This is a genomic window from Evansella sp. AB-P1 (assembly GCF_029688925.1).
In the GTDB taxonomy this organism is placed as follows: domain Bacteria; phylum Bacillota; class Bacilli; order Bacillales; family Salisediminibacteriaceae; genus Evansella.
The window spans coordinates 1-20,553 of record NZ_JARUKY010000030.1 but is presented as its reverse complement, the minus strand read 5'-3'; the positions used below and the strand labels follow the sequence as shown (position 1 = coordinate 20,553).

Annotated in this window: 22 protein-coding genes and 1 other annotated feature; of the genes, 1 reads left to right on the top strand and 21 read right to left on the bottom strand. The window is 35.1% G+C overall.

Annotated elements, in window-relative coordinates:
• Positions 1 to 33 precede the first annotated feature (33 nt).
• The 9 genes from ispE to metG form a co-directional block, all read right to left on the bottom strand.
• Complete coding sequence (gene ispE / locus QA612_RS21200; protein ID WP_278285836.1) at positions 34 to 897, bottom strand: 4-(cytidine 5'-diphospho)-2-C-methyl-D-erythritol kinase; 864 nt, start codon at positions 895 to 897, stop codon at positions 34 to 36.
• A 138-nt stretch (positions 898 to 1,035) separates the two neighbouring features.
• Positions 1,036 to 1,218, bottom strand: a complete 183-nt coding sequence (locus tag QA612_RS21195; protein WP_278285835.1) for a small, acid-soluble spore protein, alpha/beta type — start codon at positions 1,216 to 1,218, stop codon at positions 1,036 to 1,038.
• Between the two features lie 348 nt (positions 1,219 to 1,566).
• The gene (gene veg / locus QA612_RS21190; protein WP_278285834.1) at positions 1,567 to 1,839 is read right to left on the bottom strand and encodes a biofilm formation stimulator Veg; all 273 of its coding nucleotides are present in this window, start codon (positions 1,837 to 1,839) and stop codon (positions 1,567 to 1,569) included.
• Positions 1,840 to 2,061: 222 nt separating this feature from the next.
• Entirely contained in the window at positions 2,062 to 2,940 is an 879-nt protein-coding gene (gene yabG / locus QA612_RS21185) for a sporulation peptidase YabG (protein WP_278285833.1), read from the bottom strand.
• 48 nt (positions 2,941 to 2,988) lie between these two features.
• Positions 2,989 to 3,876, bottom strand: a complete 888-nt coding sequence (gene rsmA / locus QA612_RS21180) for a 16S rRNA (adenine(1518)-N(6)/adenine(1519)-N(6))-dimethyltransferase RsmA (protein ID WP_278285832.1) — start codon at positions 3,874 to 3,876, stop codon at positions 2,989 to 2,991.
• The gene (gene rnmV / locus QA612_RS21175) at positions 3,873 to 4,439 is read right to left on the bottom strand and encodes a ribonuclease M5 (protein WP_278285831.1); all 567 of its coding nucleotides are present in this window, start codon (positions 4,437 to 4,439) and stop codon (positions 3,873 to 3,875) included. Before rnmV ends, rsmA begins: the two co-directional genes overlap by 4 nt.
• Before the next feature lie 175 nt (positions 4,440 to 4,614).
• Positions 4,615 to 5,850 (bottom strand): ubiquitin-like domain-containing protein, encoded by a 1,236-nt coding sequence (locus tag QA612_RS21170; protein WP_278285829.1) that lies wholly within the window; start codon positions 5,848 to 5,850, stop codon positions 4,615 to 4,617.
• Positions 5,851 to 6,069: 219 nt separating this feature from the next.
• Entirely contained in the window at positions 6,070 to 6,837 is a 768-nt protein-coding gene (locus QA612_RS21165) for a TatD family hydrolase (RefSeq protein ID WP_278285828.1), read from the bottom strand.
• Positions 6,838 to 6,949: 112 nt separating this feature from the next.
• A complete protein-coding gene (gene metG / locus QA612_RS21160) occupies positions 6,950 to 8,923 on the bottom strand; it encodes a methionine--tRNA ligase (RefSeq protein ID WP_278285827.1) in 1,974 nt (657 codons plus the stop codon).
• Between the two features lie 68 nt (positions 8,924 to 8,991).
• Positions 8,992 to 9,267, bottom strand: a binding site (T-box leader).
• Positions 9,268 to 9,676: 409 nt separating this feature from the next.
• Here metG and QA612_RS21155 point away from each other — a divergent pair.
• Positions 9,677 to 9,961: an AbrB/MazE/SpoVT family DNA-binding domain-containing protein gene (locus tag QA612_RS21155; protein WP_278285826.1), complete on the top strand. Its 285-nt coding sequence runs from the start codon at positions 9,677 to 9,679 to the stop codon at positions 9,959 to 9,961.
• 192 nt (positions 9,962 to 10,153) lie between these two features.
• Here the strand turns inward: QA612_RS21155 and rsmI are convergent, their stop codons facing one another.
• From rsmI to QA612_RS21095, 12 genes are all read right to left on the bottom strand, one after another.
• Positions 10,154 to 11,032 carry a 16S rRNA (cytidine(1402)-2'-O)-methyltransferase gene (rsmI, locus tag QA612_RS21150; RefSeq protein WP_278285825.1) on the bottom strand — a complete coding sequence of 293 codons (879 nt, stop codon included), beginning with the start codon at positions 11,030 to 11,032 and terminating at the stop codon, positions 10,154 to 10,156.
• The gene (locus QA612_RS21145; RefSeq protein ID WP_278285824.1) at positions 11,004 to 11,297 is read right to left on the bottom strand and encodes a GIY-YIG nuclease family protein; all 294 of its coding nucleotides are present in this window, start codon (positions 11,295 to 11,297) and stop codon (positions 11,004 to 11,006) included. The genes rsmI and QA612_RS21145 overlap by 29 nt, the downstream gene beginning before the upstream one ends.
• Entirely contained in the window at positions 11,284 to 12,024 is a 741-nt protein-coding gene (locus QA612_RS21140) for a tRNA1(Val) (adenine(37)-N6)-methyltransferase (protein WP_278285823.1), read from the bottom strand. Before QA612_RS21140 ends, QA612_RS21145 begins: the two co-directional genes overlap by 14 nt.
• A 73-nt stretch (positions 12,025 to 12,097) precedes the next feature.
• Positions 12,098 to 12,457 carry a DNA replication initiation control protein YabA gene (yabA, locus tag QA612_RS21135; protein WP_278285822.1) on the bottom strand — a complete coding sequence of 120 codons (360 nt, stop codon included), beginning with the start codon at positions 12,455 to 12,457 and terminating at the stop codon, positions 12,098 to 12,100.
• 15 nt (positions 12,458 to 12,472) lie between these two features.
• The gene (locus tag QA612_RS21130; protein WP_278285821.1) at positions 12,473 to 13,300 is read right to left on the bottom strand and encodes a PSP1 domain-containing protein; all 828 of its coding nucleotides are present in this window, start codon (positions 13,298 to 13,300) and stop codon (positions 12,473 to 12,475) included.
• 1 nt (position 13,301) lies between these two features.
• Positions 13,302 to 14,288 (bottom strand): DNA polymerase III subunit delta', encoded by a 987-nt coding sequence (gene holB, locus QA612_RS21125; protein ID WP_278285820.1) that lies wholly within the window; start codon positions 14,286 to 14,288, stop codon positions 13,302 to 13,304.
• Between the two features lie 92 nt (positions 14,289 to 14,380).
• Positions 14,381 to 14,710 carry a cyclic-di-AMP receptor gene (locus tag QA612_RS21120; RefSeq protein WP_278285819.1) on the bottom strand — a complete coding sequence of 110 codons (330 nt, stop codon included), beginning with the start codon at positions 14,708 to 14,710 and terminating at the stop codon, positions 14,381 to 14,383.
• A 116-nt stretch (positions 14,711 to 14,826) separates the two neighbouring features.
• Complete coding sequence (gene tmk, locus QA612_RS21115; protein ID WP_278285818.1) at positions 14,827 to 15,453, bottom strand: dTMP kinase; 627 nt, start codon at positions 15,451 to 15,453, stop codon at positions 14,827 to 14,829.
• Between the two features lie 12 nt (positions 15,454 to 15,465).
• Positions 15,466 to 16,920, bottom strand: coding sequence for an aminotransferase class I/II-fold pyridoxal phosphate-dependent enzyme (locus QA612_RS21110; RefSeq protein WP_278285817.1), 1,455 nt, complete (start codon positions 16,918 to 16,920; stop codon positions 15,466 to 15,468).
• Positions 16,921 to 17,781: 861 nt separating this feature from the next.
• The gene (locus QA612_RS21105; protein WP_278285816.1) at positions 17,782 to 17,928 is read right to left on the bottom strand and encodes a hypothetical protein; all 147 of its coding nucleotides are present in this window, start codon (positions 17,926 to 17,928) and stop codon (positions 17,782 to 17,784) included.
• Between the two features lie 485 nt (positions 17,929 to 18,413).
• Positions 18,414 to 18,641: a sigma factor G inhibitor Gin gene (locus tag QA612_RS21100; protein WP_278285815.1), complete on the bottom strand. Its 228-nt coding sequence runs from the start codon at positions 18,639 to 18,641 to the stop codon at positions 18,414 to 18,416.
• A 1,099-nt stretch (positions 18,642 to 19,740) separates the two neighbouring features.
• On the bottom strand, positions 19,741 to 20,265 hold the full coding sequence (locus tag QA612_RS21095) for a hypothetical protein (protein ID WP_278285814.1): 525 nt from the start codon (positions 20,263 to 20,265) through the stop codon (positions 19,741 to 19,743).
• Positions 20,266 to 20,553 lie beyond the last annotated feature (288 nt).

The following is a 20,553-nucleotide window of genomic DNA, read 5'->3' as shown; positions in this document are numbered from 1 at the left end:
TTTTTATACGGAATTAACAAGATGTTAAAAGAATTATTCGTGTTTATTCCCTAAAAGGCGAACAACATATACTTCTTCCATAAACCCTTTTAAGCTATTATATAATCGAATAGCACGATGTTCATTTTGGGTAATAGCAAAAATAGTTGGTCCACTCCCACTCATCACAACACCATCTGCTCCGTATTGAATTAAGCGTTCCTTTAATATTTCCACCTTAGGATGTAATTCAAAGGTTACCTTTTCCATCACATTTTCTAATCGAGAGCATACACCATTAAAATCTTGGTTAGTGATCGCATTTACCATACCCTCTGTATCTGGGTGCTTTAGCTCTGATACATTTAAACGTTCATAAATATCTTTCGTAGATACTCCAACAGACGGCTTAACTAAGATAACCCAACACGGAGGCGGGGTTGGAAGAAACTCTAATAACTCTCCACGACCTCTAGCAATAGCTGTCCCACCATGAACACAAAATGGGACATCAGAACCTATAGAAAGTCCTATATCAGCTAACTCCTCTATGGACAGCCCAAGCTCCCACATATCATTTAACCCTCTCAATACCGCAGCAGCATCTGTGCTACCTCCAGCCAAACCGGCAGATACAGGTATTTGTTTATCAATAAATATAGATACACCTTGTTTTATCCCTAGTCTATCTTTCAATTCTCTTGCAGCTATATATGCTAAGTTATTTTCATTACTAGGAACATAACCTTTTGTCACATCAACAATAATTTGATCTTCATCTAATGATACTAGTTTTATACGATCAGCAAGATCGACAGTGGTCATAATCATTTCCACGTCATGATACCCGTCATCTCTTTTTCGAACAACATCTAATGTTAAATTTATTTTTGCTGGTGCTTTTACAATTTTTTGCACATTTATCACCTACTTATAATCCGTTTCAACCTAGGTTATTTTACCATTTGTTAACTTCTTATACTACCATTTACTTATTAATTTGATGAAAAAGGAGTTGAAGCAGAGGATTGCTTCAACTCCTGACGCAGAACAAATTTATTGTTGTTGATTACTGGAGATTTGCTGTTCAGCTAACTCTATCGCACGCTTAACCATGTTTCCAGCATCTCTTGCACGAATGCCTCCCCAACCTTCCCGTTGGACTGTATCATAGAAGCCAAGCTCTTTTGCCAGTTCCTCTTTAAATTGTTCTGACATAACTCCTCGTCTTCTGCTCATTCGTTACATCACCCTCCATTGCTCTGCGTTAATGTTTATTATATCCAAATAAACAAATCATATTTGCGGGGCCTCATCTTGCACTTTTCCGCTGGAGCATCCGTTACAGTCAGTCCAATTACACCTAAGGTATGCCTTCGTCCTGTGGGCAACGGCGTAAAGTCGCCATCTTAGCTCCGGATTCGCCTTCCCGCAAGAAATGTCGTCTTTCACTTCTGAACCGGGTGGTAACATGATAGCCACACACGAAAAAACGATTATCCAAAAAAATCACAACTGAAAAGAACTAGTTGGGAATTTTTTTGGATAATCGTCTGTATTATTGATAGCCTTTTTTATTTAAGCTTTTTATACATTTTCCGTTGCTTCTAAGGAAACGTCCATTTCATCTGTCAAAGTGAGTTTAACTGTCTCCGTTAATACGTCTGTATAACTATAGGAAACCCTCTCAACAGCATATTCATCTTGATCAAGCTTGACTGTAAAAACGGATGGATACGTACCTTCTAAAAGACCAGAACGTTCAATCGTTTTACGTCTTCCCCCATTAGCTTGAATGGTAATCCTTTTCCCTATTTTTTCGTCTAAAGATTGCTTAATCTCGATTAATGTTTTTGCCATCCACCACACCTCACTTGTCCTAAGTTTAACACAGAAAGGTATACAAGTCAAATAAAATTAAAATTATATCAATGTATACTCATGGTGTCAATTAAAAATTACTGATTTGCTTATGTTATTTTTTATCATGTACCAATCCGACAAAATTATGTAAATTTTTTAAAAAGACTGTATCAATTCGCCTTTGATACAGTCTGGTAACCATTAGTAAATGGATATTTTTTATTGAGAGTTATTATTATTTTCTGGAGTATGAGGCATCCCTCTTCTTAAAGTACCACTCGTTTCAACTCCACCTAATCCTTTTTCACCTGTCAATGAAGTCTTTAATATATCCCATACACCTACTCGTTCCATAAAAGGAGTCAAGCTAACTTTTGATACAACATAAACAGGGTCTAGAGCATGAATGTTAATTCTATTAGGAGAGCTAGCAAAATTAGCACCTGCTTTAAGTATTGATTGAAAATTAGATTGACATGCTCCTGCAAAAATTACTAGGTGGTCCATATAAGGTACAACTTTCCTAGCCTCCGTTACTGTGTCTACAAAGTGCTGAGAATTTCTGTACGCTTTCATTTCATGCTCAGAGCCTTTTGTTTTACTATAGGCATCGTGACCAGTTATAACTAAAATATCAGGGCGCACCATTTCTATTAAAGAAGCTACTTGCATTGGCATTTCCTTTTCTTGAAGATGGACTCCATAAACAGGGACCCCTAAACGATCGTATACTTGAGTGCATTTCTTTAAATATAAAGAATCACCGTCTAAATGAAGAACTTTACCAGGAAGTTCAAAATAACTGTTTTTTTTTGTATAACCTGAAGTAACATCATATTCATTTTTTTCTCTTATTAGTTTTCGGTCTTGGCGAAACAGCTGATAACAGTTTTCTTCTTGCTGTTTTTGTTTTTTTTCTCTTTTCTTTCGATCTTCTTCTTTTATTAAAATTAAATCACTAAGAGGTGCATCAGCAACGAGACGAACGTCTTCCCCTTGTAATTCTACATAATTACCGTCAATTCGTTTCACACGAAACAAAATATCACATTTGTATGAATTTCTTCCTACAATACTATCCACTTGAATTTTCGCCATGACATACGCCTCCTCACACGATAAATTATGCAAGGAAGTTAGTTGTTGCTACAACGTATTTTGTCTTTTATAAAGAGTTTCAGCCAAAATTGCAAATTCCTCCATGGATAAGGATTCCCCTCTTCGCTTCGGTTCAATTTTAGCAGATTGAAGAATATCCTCTACCTCTGACTTAGACAAAGTGCTATTAAAATATTGTGACAAATTATTTAATATGGTTTTTCTACGCTGTGTAAAGGAAGCTCTTACAACTTCAAAGAAAAAATCCTTGTCCGTTACAGAAACTGGAGGCTTATCCCTTATTGTTAATCTTAATATTGCCGAATCAACATTTGGTTGTGGTACGAAAACCGTTCTCGGTACAGTAAATACAGTTTCAGAGATAGCATAAAATTGTGCAGCAATTGATAATGAACCATAATCCTTGGAATTAGGACTTGCTGCGATTCGTTCCGCTACTTCTTTTTGAATCATAACCACAATAGATCGAATAGGTAACTCCTCTTCTAACAGCTTCATTAAAATTGCAGTTGTAACATAATACGGAAGATTAGCTACAATAGCAATATCTTGGTCTTGTTTAAATTCTTCATCTAACATTTGTTTTACATTTGATTTTAAGATGTCTTGATTAATTACTTTCACATGCTCATAAGGAGATAACGTCTCTTGTAAAATTGGTATTAACCGTTTATCAATTTCATATGCTACAACCTTTTCCGCCTTTTTAGCCAACTGTTCCGTTAGAGCTCCAATTCCTGGTCCAACTTCAATAACTCCAGAAGTTTCCATTAACTTTGCTGACTCCACTATCCGTCTTAATATATTTGTATCAATTAAAAAATTTTGACCTAAGCTTTTCTTAAAAGTAAATCCATATTTTTCTAATATTTTCTTCGTTCTTTGCGGTGTTGCAATATCTTTTATTTCATTCATTTTTCGTTCTCCTCTTCAATAAGTCGTAACGCATCTAAAAATTCTTCCTTTGTTATTTGAAATTGAAGAAGTCGATTTAATAGCTGTTTTCCATTTGTATAACCAATGTTCAATTTTTTCCCTAATAGTTCTCTTTTTTTACGACTACCTTCTCCTGCAAGTAAACCTGCTAATAGTAATTCTTCTTTAGAAATGATAATATCAAGATCATTGTGATCGATAACAGTAGGTTTAGCCTGTTGAATTGCTTCCATAATGTTCTCTTTTGATGCATGCTCAACCCCTACTTTTTTCTTCCTATCATCAATTGCATATTCCTTTGGAAGAAAAGCATGCTTACAACCAGGTACAGCTCGATCAATGGTCTTACGAATCTTCTCTCCTGGAAAGTCAGGATCCGTGAATATAATTATGCCACGTCTTTCCTTTGCTAGCTTAATCTTATTTATAACCTGATCTGCTATTGCTGATCCATTCGTTTCAATCGTGTCACACTGAAAAGCCCTCTTCAATGCATGAGTATCATTTTTTCCTTCTACAACAATCACTTCTTCAATAACCATTAAATGTCCCTCGCAAACTAAATACAGTATGTATTATCTATTGTATCCATACTTCAGTCATATTTGTTGTTTAGTATACATGTATTTTTACTTTTGTATGAATGGAAGAAATAAAGTTCATTATCTCAAAAAAATGACACAGAGTCTAACTCTGTGTCAAATAAATACTATTAAACTATCTACCTCTTCTTATAACTCTAATTTGCACATTCTGAATCCCGAAATTCATAGCCTCGCTTCTACTATTTACGAGTATATCAATTTTATTTCCTTGTATTGCTCCTCCAGTATCTAATGCTTGTGCTACAAATGTTTCATTAGGCGTCCTTACTTCTACTAGAGAATACATAGGAATAACAGATGGATCAGTCGCAATTACTCTATTACCATTATGTGTAATTGTATTAGAAACATCTATCCCTGTAGCAGTTACACCTGTACATCCTGTAGGACAAAATGCTGTGTATTTTGTTGCAATAAATGACGACCATTCTCCTGATCCACGAGAAACAGTTTGATTCTGCGCTGGAGCTGGTGGAGCTGGTGGAGCTTTTGTACCTACAGCAACGATACGATCTTGACTTTCTTGAACCATTTCTTCCTTTACTAATTCACGTGATACTTCCTCGCCATCTTCAAAAATAACCTCATAGTGTTTTTTTAGACGACCTTCCTGGCCTGATTCTACAACTTCCTCAGACCCCCGTTCTAAGCTTGAGTCGTTCCTTTTTACAGTAGCAAAGTCAATGGTTTCTTCCACAACGTCTGTCACTTTTTCAACCCGAACGATATTTACATCAGTGTCTTCATTTATTTCATCATCAATAGCTGGTTCTACTTTATCTAATTCATTAAGAGTAATGTTTTCTTTCTCTAATAAGTCACCAATCGTTGTTGAAGTCGTCCATACTTTATTTTCTTCCCCGTCACTAAATAGTGTCACTGCATACGATGGTTCATAAGTCACCTTTATTTCATCAGTTAACTCTTTTTCTAATGACGGTTCGATAACATCGTGCTCATTGACCGTAATACCTAATTCGTCCATGAGCTCTTCTACTGTTCCTGATACTGTCCAAATATCTTTGGCTTCACCATCGATATTAACAAAAATTTGTTGTGCAGGTGTATATGTTATTTTCAGTGCGTCTGTAATAGTCGTGTCTATGGATGGTTCGATGTAATCGTGAACACTTACGTCAATACCACGTTCTTCCAAAACCTCACCAACAGTTGATGCATGGGTGTAAACCGTAATATTTTCATCATTCAATGATACGGTTACAGAAGTTTTCGTCACTTCATAAATTGCAAAGATAAGTATCCCCATCAACGTCAGGAGGCCAACACTGGATATGGCAAATTTTCTCCAAGAAAATTCAGAGAAGATTCGCTTCATCCATTGAGTCATGGTTGAACCCCTCCTTCAGGAATCAATAATATGCCACCTCCACCACCTTGTCAACATCAATTTTGTGAAATGTTACGTTGCCTATTATCTTTTATTATTAAAAATTAGGAAAGGGTAACTTATCGACATGACTATTATATGCCCTACCAAACCCTTGTAGAACGATAGAAAAAAACCTTGTTTTGGACAAGTTCCTTCAAAAATCCCTATCAACTCTTGTCAATTAATACCGAAAAGTTTTTTTGCATTTTCAGTAGTAGATTTTGCTAATTCTTCGTATGAAATTTCTTTTATCTCTGCTAATTTTTCTGCAACTATTTTTACATATTCAGGTTCATTTCGCTTTCCGCGATATGGATGAGGAGCTAAAAATGGTGCATCTGTTTCAATGAGTAATCGATTCAACGGTATTTCTTTTGCTACTTCCTTCGGTCGTTTGGCGTTTTTGAAAGTAACAGGACCTCCGAAAGATATATAAAAATTCATTTTAAGGCATTCTTTAGCTATCTCGATACTCCCCCCGAAGCAATGCATAATTCCCCCAACTTCTTCTGCATTTTCTTCCTTTAATATTTCAACTATGTCTTGATGAGCATCACGATCATGAATTATGATTGGAAGCTTCACTTCTTTTGCAAGCTGTATTTGCTTTCTAAAGGCATCCTTTTGAACTTCTTTAGGTGATTTATCCCAATGATAATCTAGTCCAGTTTCTCCTATAGCAACCACTTTTTCATGAGATGATAACTGACGAATCCATTGGAGATATTCCTCATTTAAATCAATTGCATCTACAGGATGCCAACCAATAGCCGCATAGATAAATTCATATGAATCCACTAGCTCCATTGCTTTTTTTATTGTTTTTTCATCAAATCCCACTACAACCATTTCCGACACACCAGCTTTCCTCGCCCTTTCAATCACCTCTTCTACATCATTCTCATATTGATCAGCATTTAAATGAACATGAGTATCAAATAGCATCGTTTTTCCTCCTAATGTAAATTGTTCTTTATCTTCACATGAATCTAAATCGCCTTCCCAATTGGAAAGGCGATCTTAGATTTTCAATATCCACATTCAATCTCTATAGCAATTATTTTACTTTTGCTCCATTTGGAAGAGATGTTTCAATTGTTGCCAATGTTAAGTCATCTCCTTCTGATGCTGCCAAAATCATCCCTTGAGACAATTCTCCTCTTAGCTTAACTGGTTTTAAATTTGTTACACAAATAACCTTTTTACCAACTAAATTGTCTGGCGTATAGTACTTTGCAATTCCTGAAACAACCTGTCGTTGTTCATATCCTAAATCAAGTTGGATTTTTAATAATTTATCAGCCTTTTTAACTTTTTCAGCTTTTATAACTTCAGCAACTCGAAGTTCTACTCTTGTAAAATCATCAATGGTTATTTCATCCACCTCAGGGGGCTCCACTTGTTTTTCTTCTCCTTTTGAATCCTCATCAGCATCTGAAGTAATTACTCCACCCATTGATTCAACAATGTGTGTCACTTCTTCTTTAACTTCTAATCGAGGGAAGAGAGGCTCTCCCTTACTGACTACTTTCGTTCCATTAGCTAAATGACCAAATTCTTTTAAAGTATCCCATGATGTAGAATCGTCAGTTATACCTAGCTGGCTCCATATTTTTTCAGGAGTTTCCGTTAGGAATGGTTGAATAAGAATTGAAATGTAACGAAGAGACTCAGCTAAATGGTACATTACCGATCCCAATTGTTCATTTGCCTCATCATCTTTTGCAAGTATCCAAGGCTGTGTTTCATCAATATACTTATTCGTTCTACTTACAAGCTGCCAAATTGCCGTAAGGGCTACGGAAAATTCCATGTCCTCCATTGAATTCTCAACTTTTGTAACCGTTGCTTGAACATGTTCTACAAGTACTTCATCAAATGGTGTAGCATTCTTTACATATTTCGGGATTTCTCCATCAAAATATTTATTAACCATAGCCACAGTTCTATTTAACAAGTTTCCTAAATCATTAGCCAAATCATAATTTAGGCGTTCTACAAAACTTTCCGGAGTAAATACTCCGTCTGATCCAAACGGAACCTCTCGAAGTAAATAATATCTTAAAGCATCCAATCCATATCGATCAATTAACGGCACTGGATCAACAACATTCCCCTTCGATTTAGACATTTTTCCATCCTTCATTAACAACCATCCATGACCGAATACTTTTTTCGGTAACGGTAAGTCTAATGCCATTAACATGATTGGCCAGTAAATAGTATGGAAACGTACAATTTCTTTTCCAACTAAATGAACATCTGCAGGCCAGAATTTTTCATATTTTGACTGATTATCACTTCCATAACCTAAAGCAGTTATATAATTGGACAGGGCATCAATCCAAACATAAACTACATGCTTAGGATCACTTTTAACCTTAACTCCCCAATTAAATGAGGTTCGAGATACAGCTAAATCTTCTAATCCTGGTTTAATGAAGTTATTAATCATTTCATTTTTCCGTGATTCTGGCTGTATGAATTCTGGATTGTCTTCATAGTACTGTAATAATCTATCAGCATATTTACTCATACGGAAGAAGTATGACTCTTCCTTTACTTTTTCTACAGGTCGACCACAGTCGGGGCAATTTTTATCCTTGGCTTGATACTCTGTGAAAAATGATTCGCAAGGGGTACAATACAAGCCTTCATATTGGTCAAGATAAATATCTCCTTGTTCCAATAGCTGATTAAAAATCTTTTGAACAATTTCCTTATGGCGATCTTCCGTTGTTCTTATAAAATCATCATAAGAAATGTCTAGTTTATCCCACAGCTTGCGAATATCACTTACGATATTATCAACAAACTCTTGAGGAGATACTCCTTCTTCCTCTGCTTTCCTTTCGATTTTTTGACCATGCTCATCCGTCCCTGTTAAATACATTACATCATATCCTCGAAGGCGTTTATATCTTGCCATTGCATCTCCAGCAACAGTGGTATATGCATGCCCAATATGAAGTTTACCACTAGGATAATAAATTGGTGTTGTAATATAAAATGAATTGTTTGCTCTTGCCATTGTTTGTAAATCCTCCTTCTGTTCATAAAAAAATAGTTTCTATCTATAAAACAAAAACCCCCGTCCTCAATTGGGACGAGAGTTAATCTCACGTGGTACCACCCAGATTTACTGTTCCTTTTGTAAAAACAGCCTCTGATGCTCCGTTATCATTCAAATCAAATGACTCATTACGAAGCTCTTTCCATTTAACGGTGGAAACCCGTTACCCTCTTGCGTTTAATATACGTTCGAAAGCAAACTCCTCGTAGGACCATATTCAAAAGTTCATCCATACCAGTTTTCAGCTACCCTGGCTCTCTGTCATGAATCTCCCTTTTTACTCATCCTGTCATCAGAAATAAATGTTCATTTTTATTACTAGTATTTGCATCTGTACTCAGAATATACCTAATCCAAGTAAATGTGTCAAGATACGAGAAATGTATGTAGATATTAGTTTATTTTCATAAAAATTCCATTATATGTAATTTAAATGCGACTATTAATTATTATCCTACTAGATTATAAAAAAATGTAAAAAATATCAAATATTTAGTTAGTTTATTCCTTAAAATGGGTATAGGTTGTATCATAACTAAAAGAAGTAAATTTGTATAAAAGGAAGTGATTTGGAAAAATAGTTTTAATTTAAACACATTTTAATTGACTTCTTTTGGAAAAGTTGGTATTCTAAGTTTGATAGATTTTGTCGAAACTTGACAACAAATGACAACGACTATTATTAACACACATGGGAGGAGAAACAAAATTATGAAATCCACAGGTATTGTACGTAAAGTAGATGAGTTAGGTCGGGTAGTTATTCCTATCGAGCTACGCCGCACACTAGATATTGCTGAAAAGGACGCATTAGAAATTTATGTTGACGATGAAAAAATCGTCTTAAAAAAATACAAGCCTAATATGACATGCCAAGTTACTGGTGAAGTATCTGATGATAATCTTTCTATCGCAGAAGGTAAAATCATTTTAAGTCCACAAGGTGCAAAAGAAATTATTCAAGAATTAGAAAGCTACTTAGCAAAACAAGATTAATTAGTAACCCAAACAATCCTACATCTTAACCTGATATAGGATTGTTTTTTTACACCTCATTATTAACCTTTGTTTACAAATTAATATCAAGTTCCATAAAGATATGAAAAAAAGAGCTTTTATTCTAGATTCGATTCGTTACAATCTACTTAATTTCCACAAGCATTCACATTTTCTCTTAAGTCTAAACTTTTATTCAACATGGTAAATTTGATATATATCTCTTTTCTTCATTTGACGATCCATGGACACTTGTTTAATTGCATCCTTCGAGGAATAACCCTTTTCATTTATATATGTATTAATATGATCCACTACTGAAAGCTTATCCCACCAATTATCTTCTGCAGATTCATTTAATTCTTCTTCAGAAGCTCCTTTAACTACAAGAACACATTCTCCTTTAATAGCATTTTCTATTACGAAATCTACAATTTCATCTACTCTTCCTCTAATAATCGTTTCGTATTGCTTTGTTATTTCACGACACAAAGCTATTTCACGATTACCGTAAATTTCTTTTATTGCAAACAAAGTATCCTTAATTCTATGAGGTGCTTCATAGAAGAGCAATGTACTTCTACTTTTTTTCCACTTTTCTAACATGAGGTCTCTATCTTTTTTCTTCCTATCTAGAAATCCTATAAAGGTAAAATTATCTGTCGGTAAAGCAGAAACAACAAGTGCGGTTAGTGCTGCATTTGCCCCTGGTAATGCTATAACTGGAATTTGTTCCTTTGCGAACCTCGCAACTAAATCAGAACCTGGATCTGATATGGCAGGCATCCCTGCATCGCTTACTACAGCAATTACCTCTCCATTCGAAGCTCTTTCCACTAAATAATCTTCTCGATCTCGCTTATTATGTTCGTGATAGCTAATTAAAGGTGTATCAATTGAAAAATAATGGCATAATTTTTTCGTATGTCTTGTATCCTCAGCAGCAATAATATTAGCAGTTTTTAGTATTTCCACAGCTCTATATGTCATGTCCTGCAAATTTCCAATAGGGGTAGGGACAAGATACAGGCATCCACCACTTTCATTTTGATAGCTTTTTTGAATATTCATCTTTTGCTCCCCCTTTATTGTGTATTAATTTTTCCTTTTCTTTTCTAGATAATTGTTTAATAAAATATTCTCGCTGCAGTGCTTCTCTTTTTGTTGAATATGTCTCTTCGTGAACGATGGAGAATGGTCCACGTCCTCTAGTGTATTTTGCACCCTTCCCCTCTTTATGTGCTTTCATACGTTTTTCTATATCCGTAGTATAGCCGGTATAATAGGTGGTATCTTGACACTGAAGAACATAAACATAATGATTACCACTGCTCATAATGATTCTTAAACTCCTCTGTATAATGATGCCCTTCGTTGTCGTAAACATAAATCGGTTCTAAGGTTTTTATCCCAGGTCCTCCATTTCTTACAGCCTCGATAAATACCATATTTGGCTCCTTTTTACGTTTTGGATAAACATATTGAAGTACTTTAGGCTCCAACGAACATTTAATCATACACATAATTATTTCCACTAATCTTTCTGGTCGGTGTACAATCGCAAATCTACCTGTTTGTTTAACAAGCCTAGATGAAATGCGAATAACATCCTCCAGTGTACATTCAAGTTCATGACGGGCAATTGACACTTTTTCATTATTATTTCTTCTATTATGAGAGTTAATGGAGTAATAAGGAGGATTACACGTTACTAGATCATAGGAACCCCATTTCACTTCATCTGATAACTTCATAATATTTTGATTTATAACAGAAATTTGTTTTTCCAAGCTATTATACTCTACACTTTTCTCAGCAAGATCACATAGTTCTTTTTGTATTTCAACGGCATCTATTTTTGCATTTGTTCTTAATGATAACATTAGTGGTACTGCACCATTACCTGCACATAGATCAACAATCTTACCTTCTTCCTTCGGTACTTTCGCAAATTTAGCTAACAATACTGCATCCATAGAAAAGGTGAAAATATCATTACGTTGAAAAATATATCTTTTTTTTCCTGGCATATAGTTTATACGTTCCTGAATTAATTTAGTCATGGGTTTCTCCCTCACTTTAAGGCATATTATAAGAAAAGTCTTCCCATAGTCAATTGGGAAGACTTTATTTACGTTATTTCTTGTTTAAAAAGGATAAACAAAAGAGACAATCTCCCTCTGTTCGAATACTTCCATAGTGCATATTACAGATGTGGAATCCCTCTTGATAGAGTCGAGCTAAGTTATCATAGCCTTCACCAAAATCTGAACGGAGCCGTCCCGATTCATCTTTTTCCTCTAGTTTCTTATCATCTAGTTCTTCATCTACTGCTTGCTGTAATCGTGAACGTAAATGATCATTTTCAACTTGGAGATGATGATTTTCTTCTAATAATAGAGCTAGCTGTTCCTTCAATTGGTTTAATTCTTGATGTAGCTCTCCTATACTTTCATCCATTTGGCTTACACGACTAAAGATTTCCTGTTTATTCACGATATCCACACCTCATTATTTCGTGGCTTCCGTGGTGATTGCTCCTTCTTCAATAAGCTCATCTAAAGTAAATTCAATCACTCGATTTGATTCAAAAATTTCAATTTGAACAAGGCGTTCTAACATATTTAAACCAACAACTTTTCCTCTACCATAGCTTGTCTTCATTTCTTGGTTGATATCAGGCAAATCTTTTTTTGCTGTTTCGTACAAATCATTTTCGTACTTTAAACAACACATGAGGCGGCCACACAAACCAGAAATTTTAGTTGGATTAAGGGATAAATTTTGATCCTTGGCCATTTTTATAGATACTGGTTCAAAGTCCCCTAAAAACGTTGAACAGCATAACATCCTACCACATGGCCCTATACCACCTAGCATCTTCGCTTCATCACGTACACCAATTTGGCGTAGCTCAATTCTAGTTCTAAAAATCGAAGCCAAATCCTTTACGAGTTCACGAAAATCTATTCGACCATCCGCAGTAAAATAGAAAAGAATTTTGTTTCTATCAAATGTATATTCCACATCTACAAGCTTCATATCAAGCTCGTGAATGGCAATCTTTTCTATACATACTTCAAAAGCCTTTTGAGCTTCCTCGCGGTTTTCAGTAACAATAAGTTTATCTTTTTCAGTAGCTATACGTAGAACACTTTTTAAAGGCATTACTACATCATTTTCATGTACTTCTTTTACACCTATAACTACTTTTCCGAATTCAATGCCTCTTGCAGTTTCTACAATGACATATTCTCCTTCTTCTATATCTATTTCACCTGGGGAAAAATAATAAATTTTCCCGGCTTTTTTAAATCGAACACCTACTACTCGATGCACGTTATCCCTCCTGTAACCTAAGAAGCAATTGCTCCATTAATAGCTGGGGAGCGGTATTTGCATCCAACCTTCTTTTTGCATTCATAACCGCCTGGAGGTTAGACCCCAGCTTTCGTTGTGAAATCTTTAAAGACTGATCTTGAAGTTTATTTTGTTGATCTATATAAACAAGTTGCTCATGATGGCCTACTTGAAAACGTAAAACATCTCGATACCAGATCATCAATAAATCTAATCCTAATTGCATGTCCTTCTTTTCTTTAAAGAAAGTCATCCAACCTTCTTGTAACGTTATAAATGCATACTTTGGACGCAAATAAATTTCATCTATTAATTGTATCACTTTACTTCTAGCATCTGCAATCCAATTATCTTGGCAAAGTTGGATACCTTCTTCCAAATCATATGTGATTTGTGAAACAATTCGTGCATCCCCTTCGTTTATCCCTTCTTCAACTAATTTTTTTACAAGTCTTTCAGGAATTAAGGGTGCAAAAGATAAAACCTGTGATCGAGAAACGATTGTTTTAAGAATACGATGATACTGAGTAGTCATGAGTATAGCAACTGCCATCCCATCAGGCTCTTCTAGGAATTTCAATATACTGTTTGCAGCATTAACTGTCATTTTTTCTGCATCCTCAACAATATATACTTTTTTTTCAGACTCTACTCCTCGAAAACTAAATTCCTTTTTCAAATGACGAATTTGATCCACTTTTATAGCTTGTCCTTCCGTACTTATAAAATGAACATCAGGATGATTACCAGAATCAATACGTTTACAATGAACACATAATAAACAAGGATTGATTCCATTTTTATTCATACAAAATAGTGATTTTGCTAGAACTTTTGCAACATCCTTTTTACCACTACCTCTTGGACCCTCAAATAAATAAGCATGAGCAAGACGGTCTTTCTTTAAGCTATTTGATAACATTTTCACTACATTTGACTGTGTGCTCTGCAGTTTTTCCCAACTCATAGGACAATCTCCGTTCTTAAATGGAAAACCTTTACAATCACTCCACTAGTATATTTATTGAAAAAAAATAATTGCACCTTAGTATGGATGAATTAAAACTTTTCAAACTGCTCAACAGGTAAAACAAATACAGTTGCTCCCCCAACTTGAACTTCAACAGGATATGGAACATAGGAATCTGCATTCCCCCCCATTGGAGAAATTGGTGCTACAAGCTGTTCACGAGATTTACAGTTATCCTTAATAATAGATAGAACATCTTCTAAACTTTCATCTTCAACACCTATTAAAAAAGTTGTATTACCAGCTTTAAGGAATCCCCCTGTACTTGCCAACTTTGTTGCTCGATAGTCCTTTTCCACTAGTGCATCTGACAATCGATTGCTATCTTTGTCTTGAACAACCGCCATAATTAATTTCATCACCATACCTCCTCATATCCCAAAAAATTGTTTGGAAATGCTTATATTATATAGTGTATTATATCAAGTTACAAACGTTGCATGATTTTTAATATAGAATATTTTAATATTCAATATCATCTTATTAAGGGCTCTAAATATGCCCATGTAGCTTCGATTACATTATCTAATGTTTCAGATGCATCAATTAATTGAATTCTTTCTGGATGCTTCTTTTGTAAGTCGCTATATGCTTGTCTAACTAGATAGTGAAAATCTAGTGTTTCTCTATCTAATCGATTATACTCTCTGCCACCATGACTAGCGATCCTTTTTAAGCCTATTTCAGGATCAATATCAAAAAATAAAGTTTTGTGTGGCATTAAGCCATCCGTTGCAAACAAGTTGATTTTAAATACTTCTTCAATCCCTATCTTTCTTGCAACTCCTTGATACACTAAACTGCTATCTATAAAACGATCACATAAAATGTTGTAACCTTCCGTTAAGGAAGGAACAATTCGTTCTACTAAATGCTGCCTTCTAGCAGCAGCGTATAAAAGCGCTTCCGTCCTTGAATCCATTTCTGTATGAGCAGGATCTAAAATAATTTCTCTGATTTTTTCAGCAATAATACTTCCACCTGGTTCTCTAGTCATAACAACTTTCTTACCTTTTTCATCTAACCGCTTCTTTATTTCTCTTAGAACAGTCGTTTTCCCTGCTCCTTCTCCGCCTTCAAATGTTACAAAAAGTCCACTCAAAACACATTCTCCTTACCTACTATAATTCACTACACATATGCCTATTTCCTTCCATAAATCCCCTGTTTGAAAATATACGTCATTATTTTTTAAAAACTTTAGCTTTTCTATATGAAAACTTTGAATTTCTTCTCCCCTTAAAATAAGTGGTACGCCTGGAGGATATGGAGTAACTGTTTCTGCAGCAATCTCCCCCAAAGACTCTTCCAAATAGACATGTTTTTTAGATACTTTATTTAATTCCTCTAAGCTTAATATTGGTTCTGATATATGTTGCTTATTATAAATAATATTTGATAGCTTTACCCCGGCTTCTAGGAAATTTTGAATAAATAAGCATGTTTTTATATCATTACACAACTTTCTTGTATTTGCTATTCCCTCAATTGAAAAGGGGAGGGTTAATATTAAATGGTTAGGTGTTACAAGCTCAGGATACATACCATATGATTCAAAATTCTCTTGCCATTCATATGCTGAAGCATTCCCTTTTGTTAGAAAAGTCAATTTTAAAGGGTCTTGTCGATAGTCACCAATAATAGGAGGGGCTAAATGCCATGTTTCTCCTTCCATTAATTCCTTCTTCAATTCCATTAACTCATTGGTTACTTTTTCACAGCCATCTGATACCATCTTTGCTAGATAAGCTCTAGCAACATCTAATGATGCCATTAATGGATAGGAAGGACTACTTGATTGGAGCATTTTTAAATACTGCCTAACTTTGTTCTCATCAATACGTTCTGAATTTATATGTAAAAAAGAACTCATTGTCATCGCAGGAAGCATTTTATGAGCAGAGTGAACAACTATATCAGCTCCAGCTTTCATGGCAGACATGGGCCATCTATTATCCTCTACAAGTAAATGAGCACCATGTGCTTCATCCACAAAAATATATATGTTAGCTTCATGAGCTATTTTTACATGTTTATATAATGATTGTCCATATCCTTCATAAGTAGGGTTTGTTAATACAATTGCTTTTGCATTAGGATAACGGCTTATAGCTTCTTTCAATACGCTTATAGAGACACCTAAAGATAAACCCGTTTCAATATCTATTTCTGGTTCTAAATATATTGCCATAGCACCAGATAACTCAACAGCATGGAAAACTGATTGATGAGAATTTCGTTGGATAAGAATTTGATCCCCAGTACCAACCATACTCATTATCATTGCAAGGTTACCTACAGTTGATCCACCAACTAAAAAATAACTAGATTTAGAGCCATATAAATGAGCAGTTAATTGTTGTGCATCTTTAATAATACCAGTTGGATAATGTAAATCATCCATTCCAGAAATTTCAGTTACATCTATTTCTAATATATTTTTATATAATTCTTTCGCAGTTTCAAAAAATACCGACCCATTTTTATGTCCTGGAACATGAAACGAAATGTTTTCCTTATTTCGGTGTTTGACAAGGGCACTATATATAGGTGTTTTACTTTGATCCATTTCTATTTCTCCAATCACACAATGCTTACCTTTATTATACAAGACATGAGGATAAAAATGTTGATCGTTTACCATTCATTTTAATTGGCTAGAGTGAAAATAAATCTTCATTTTCTTTGGGTAAAAATTTCATTAAGAAGGAGGTCATTTATAAAGGGCATTAATAGGATAGTGGACTACATATGTAATTGAGGACACACAGTGATTGTTCCTAATAAAAGAAGTCACTGTAAATGCAAATTAAGATGTGGCACTCTTTCCCTTGGATAAAAAGTGAAGTGAGCTGTAGCGAATGATAACCGTTGAGTATTGCTACTTTTAGGATAGACCTCGATGCAAGTGAAAATTTTTGCACCATGTGGGATGAAAATTACTAATCTAGAAGTCTCTCGTTCTATGTGGAAGTCGAAATTTCAATAATAGCTTTTTCTATATGGTTTTATGGTTTATTCTTACCTGGTTTTTGTACCTGCTTCATTTTAACCTGGTTCAATCTCCTTCAAACTCTGTTTTGCTCGCGGATTGAACCGGATACTTTTGTACCTGCTTCAACTGTACCTGCTTCATTTTACCCTAGTTCAAGCTCTCTCACACTCCCTCATGCTCCCTGATTGAACCTAATAGGATTAGCTATTTTCAGGGTAGACCGCCGATGCAAGTGGAGATTTGCACCATGACGCATGAAAATACTCTAGCTAAGGTATACTCCCTTCCTACATTTGTGACCTTCCCCCGTTTGCTGGAAGATTATCGTCTTCATTCATCCCGCATTTCTGCTTTCACTTCATTTGCGGTAACATTAACAGCTTCTATCTTCCCGCAAACTTTCTTTTTCTCTGATTGCGGTAACATTGACAGCTTCTATCTTCCCGCAAACCTTCTTTTTCTCTGTTTGCGGTAACATTGACAGCTTCTATCTTCCCGCAAACCTTCTTTTTCTCTGTTTGCGGTAACATTGGCAGCTTCTATCTTCCCGCAAACCTTCTTTTTCTCTGTTTGCGGTAACATTGGCAGCTTCTATCTTCCTGCAAACTTTCTTTTACTCTGTTTGCGGTAACATTGACAGCTTCTATCTTCCCGCAAATTTTCTTTTTCTCTGTTTGCGGTAACATTGGCAACTTCTATCTTTCCGCATTTCAATTTTTCCACTAATTGCGGGCAGATAAGCTGCTTCTATCTTATTTTTTCAGGATAGACCTCGACGCAAGTGGAAATTTGCACCATGTGGATTGAAAATTTTCTATCAAAGGTGTTCATCCGTTACTGGAGGAAGCTTTCCGCAGGCAAAGCCTCAGCCTCCTCACTATACATTTTGTATACTGCTAAAGTATATTGTCCTGTCTCTGCCTCTGCAAGTGTTGCTCTGATGTTATATGCGTCGAGACAACTCGAAGCTTATTCGTGAAGCATATGCTCGTCACTGGAGTCACCGCCATTCACTCCTGAACCATTACTTAATTTTTATATTTTCAAAGTAAAAAAGGTTCATAAAATTAATGAACCTTATCTTCTTTCATCGATATTAATGTGTCTTTTACTTTTCTTAATCGGTCCAAGTACAATTTGTATCCTCGATCCTCTGTCTCACTTTGAACAATATCTTTTTCGCATTCTACACAAATAAAATAGTTTAATAAATGAATTCCACGGTCTTTCTCTTCTTCACAAATTAAGCAGTCTTGTAAGCTATTTTGCTTTTTAGCAGGCATTATATTTTTCATCGCTTCTCCACCTCCATTCATAGTATGGCCGAGAAAGGACAAATCTATTCCTTTTAAACTACGAAAACATATAATTTACTGTATGCAATCATTTATTATCGTGTTACAACAATTAAACTTATATTAACAGATTAGATAAAGTCATCTGTCGAACTACATTTCTGAAACAACTAAAAAATGATAAATATGAAAATGAAGTAATTTAAAATTGGTTTACTAGAAACTAAGGGAAGACGAGTGGCTGGATACTAAATACCCATTTGTTGTCCAGGCTGAATTGAATGCTATTTTAAACAGTACAGAGGATCTTAGTGGTTGTTCTATATATGTCACATTATTCCCTTGCTCGATCTGGAATCAAAAAGGTCTATTATCTATCGAATAAATACGCTGGAACCGTTTAACACATCGCCTCAAAGTGTATCTTGGATGCGTGTGGAATTAAGTATGAGAACTAATCGTTACACCAACCAATCACCCTTTTGGAACCTAACTCTAAATAAGGAGTAACGGAAGGATGTGTCGCTTATGGAAATGACACTGAAAAAGTACCTGAAACGAATGAGAATGACACTAGGCATAGGAAATCTTACTTTTCTTGATGTCTACCCTTGCATCATTCAAAAAAAGTTTCTCCGTATAGCCGAATCAAGCTAATCTCCCCATATATTGCCTGTATCTCGAAAGTGAAAACGGGAAGTATCAGGAACGATAGTGGTTTCCCTCAGTGAGTATAAGAATGTAAAAAAAGAAAACATCATTCCTTGTGCCGTCATTGAGCATTATCTTTCGAGAGAAATTATCATCTCGATTATTCCAGATGGAGAAAAAAGTATACGTGCATTAGTCCGAAAAGCACGATTCTCTCTCATCATGATTATCATAGGATTATCCCGTTTTTTTCTCAAATTTACCTTCATGGCTCTGATTTTCCTTAATGGTTAAGTCAAACAGTAACTATACGAGAATGGACCTACCCAACGTGCCAAGCACATCACAAAAGTTCGTTAGAACATCGCATCCAGGAATTAAAACATCCCCCACTTCAAGCTATACTAAGTGAGGGATGTTCAAAGGGTATTTGTAGTGAATAGCTATCTTACTCTTTATTATAGGGATTAGCTTGAATCACCCAATTATCAAGACCTTCTTTTTTTATGAGGTAATAGTCCATCATATTTCCGAAAGCCCCCTCCATTCTTTCGTAAGTTTGAATATAGCACAATTCTTCTATATTAGATTCTTTATCTTCGCTATATGAGTCGTTACAGTAATATAAATTTATATCTAAAACTTGAAGTGGGGGATCACTATCCTCTAACAACATTGATATTTCCTCTAAATCCTCCATTGTATAAAAGTCGGGATCAAGATAAGATATGATTTCTTCTACCGAAGCATCACTACCAAACAAGAGATGCAAAAAATTCTCCAACTCTCTAACACTCTCATGCTCGTTCTCTTTCACTTGTTCTTTCTTTTCATTTTCGGTTAAAGAATTATCTAGACTTTCTCCTCGGTCCTGAGCCAAGGTACCATTTTGTGAACCACTCGTAGTTAAGAAATAGACTCCAACAATTAAACCAAATATAGCAAAAATTACAACTAGCGACTTCTTATTCATTCTCTTTACACCTCGAGGTTTCATTTTGGAATTATTATACTCTATTAGAGTATATTATATATAATATAATTTTTACATAATATGTTTATTTTTGACATTAAATCTATTAATATAGTAATGTACTAAAGTTAAATAATCCTATAGGAGATGAAGAAAATTAAATGGAAGAAAGACCCATTCGCATTGATAGTTACAATATAATCATGTACACTTTTCTGCAAATAATATTTCCTATACAAGAGGGTGAATATTTACAACTTGATACGGAGCCTCTTAGGAATGTACAAC

Bases quoted from the DNA above. Each gene is read 5' to 3' on its own strand.
- QA612_RS21195 (WP_278285835.1), bottom strand. From the start codon at position 1,218: ATGAGCAGAAGACGAGGAGTTATGTCAGAACAATTTAAAGAGGAACTG.
- QA612_RS21095 (WP_278285814.1), bottom strand. From the start codon at position 20,265: ATGAATAAGAAGTCGCTAGTTGTAATTTTTGCTATATTTGGTTTAATT.
- veg (WP_278285834.1), bottom strand. From the start codon at position 1,839: ATGGCAAAAACATTAATCGAGATTAAGCAATCTTTAGACGAAAAAATA.
- QA612_RS21105 (WP_278285816.1), bottom strand. From the start codon at position 17,928: ATGTTACCGCAAACAGAGAAAAAGAAGGTTTGCGGGAAGATAGAAGCT.
- QA612_RS21100 (WP_278285815.1), bottom strand. From the start codon at position 18,641: ATGAAAAATATAATGCCTGCTAAAAAGCAAAATAGCTTACAAGACTGC.
- QA612_RS21165 (WP_278285828.1), bottom strand. From the start codon at position 6,837: ATGCTATTTGATACTCATGTTCATTTAAATGCTGATCAATATGAGAAT.
- rnmV (WP_278285831.1), bottom strand. From the start codon at position 4,439: ATGGTTATTGAAGAAGTGATTGTTGTAGAAGGAAAAAATGATACTCAT.
- QA612_RS21155 (WP_278285826.1), top strand. From the start codon at position 9,677: ATGAAATCCACAGGTATTGTACGTAAAGTAGATGAGTTAGGTCGGGTA.
- QA612_RS21145 (WP_278285824.1), bottom strand. From the start codon at position 11,297: ATGAGCAGTGGTAATCATTATGTTTATGTTCTTCAGTGTCAAGATACC.
- metG (WP_278285827.1), bottom strand. From the start codon at position 8,923: ATGGCAAGAGCAAACAATTCATTTTATATTACAACACCAATTTATTAT.
- holB (WP_278285820.1), bottom strand. From the start codon at position 14,288: ATGAGTTGGGAAAAACTGCAGAGCACACAGTCAAATGTAGTGAAAATG.
- QA612_RS21140 (WP_278285823.1), bottom strand. From the start codon at position 12,024: ATGACTAAATTAATTCAGGAACGTATAAACTATATGCCAGGAAAAAAA.
- QA612_RS21170 (WP_278285829.1), bottom strand. From the start codon at position 5,850: ATGACTCAATGGATGAAGCGAATCTTCTCTGAATTTTCTTGGAGAAAA.
- rsmI (WP_278285825.1), bottom strand. From the start codon at position 11,032: ATGAATATTCAAAAAAGCTATCAAAATGAAAGTGGTGGATGCCTGTAT.
- QA612_RS21120 (WP_278285819.1), bottom strand. From the start codon at position 14,710: ATGAAATTAATTATGGCGGTTGTTCAAGACAAAGATAGCAATCGATTG.
- rsmA (WP_278285832.1), bottom strand. From the start codon at position 3,876: ATGAATGAAATAAAAGATATTGCAACACCGCAAAGAACGAAGAAAATA.
- yabG (WP_278285833.1), bottom strand. From the start codon at position 2,940: ATGGCGAAAATTCAAGTGGATAGTATTGTAGGAAGAAATTCATACAAA.
- QA612_RS21110 (WP_278285817.1), bottom strand. From the start codon at position 16,920: ATGGATCAAAGTAAAACACCTATATATAGTGCCCTTGTCAAACACCGA.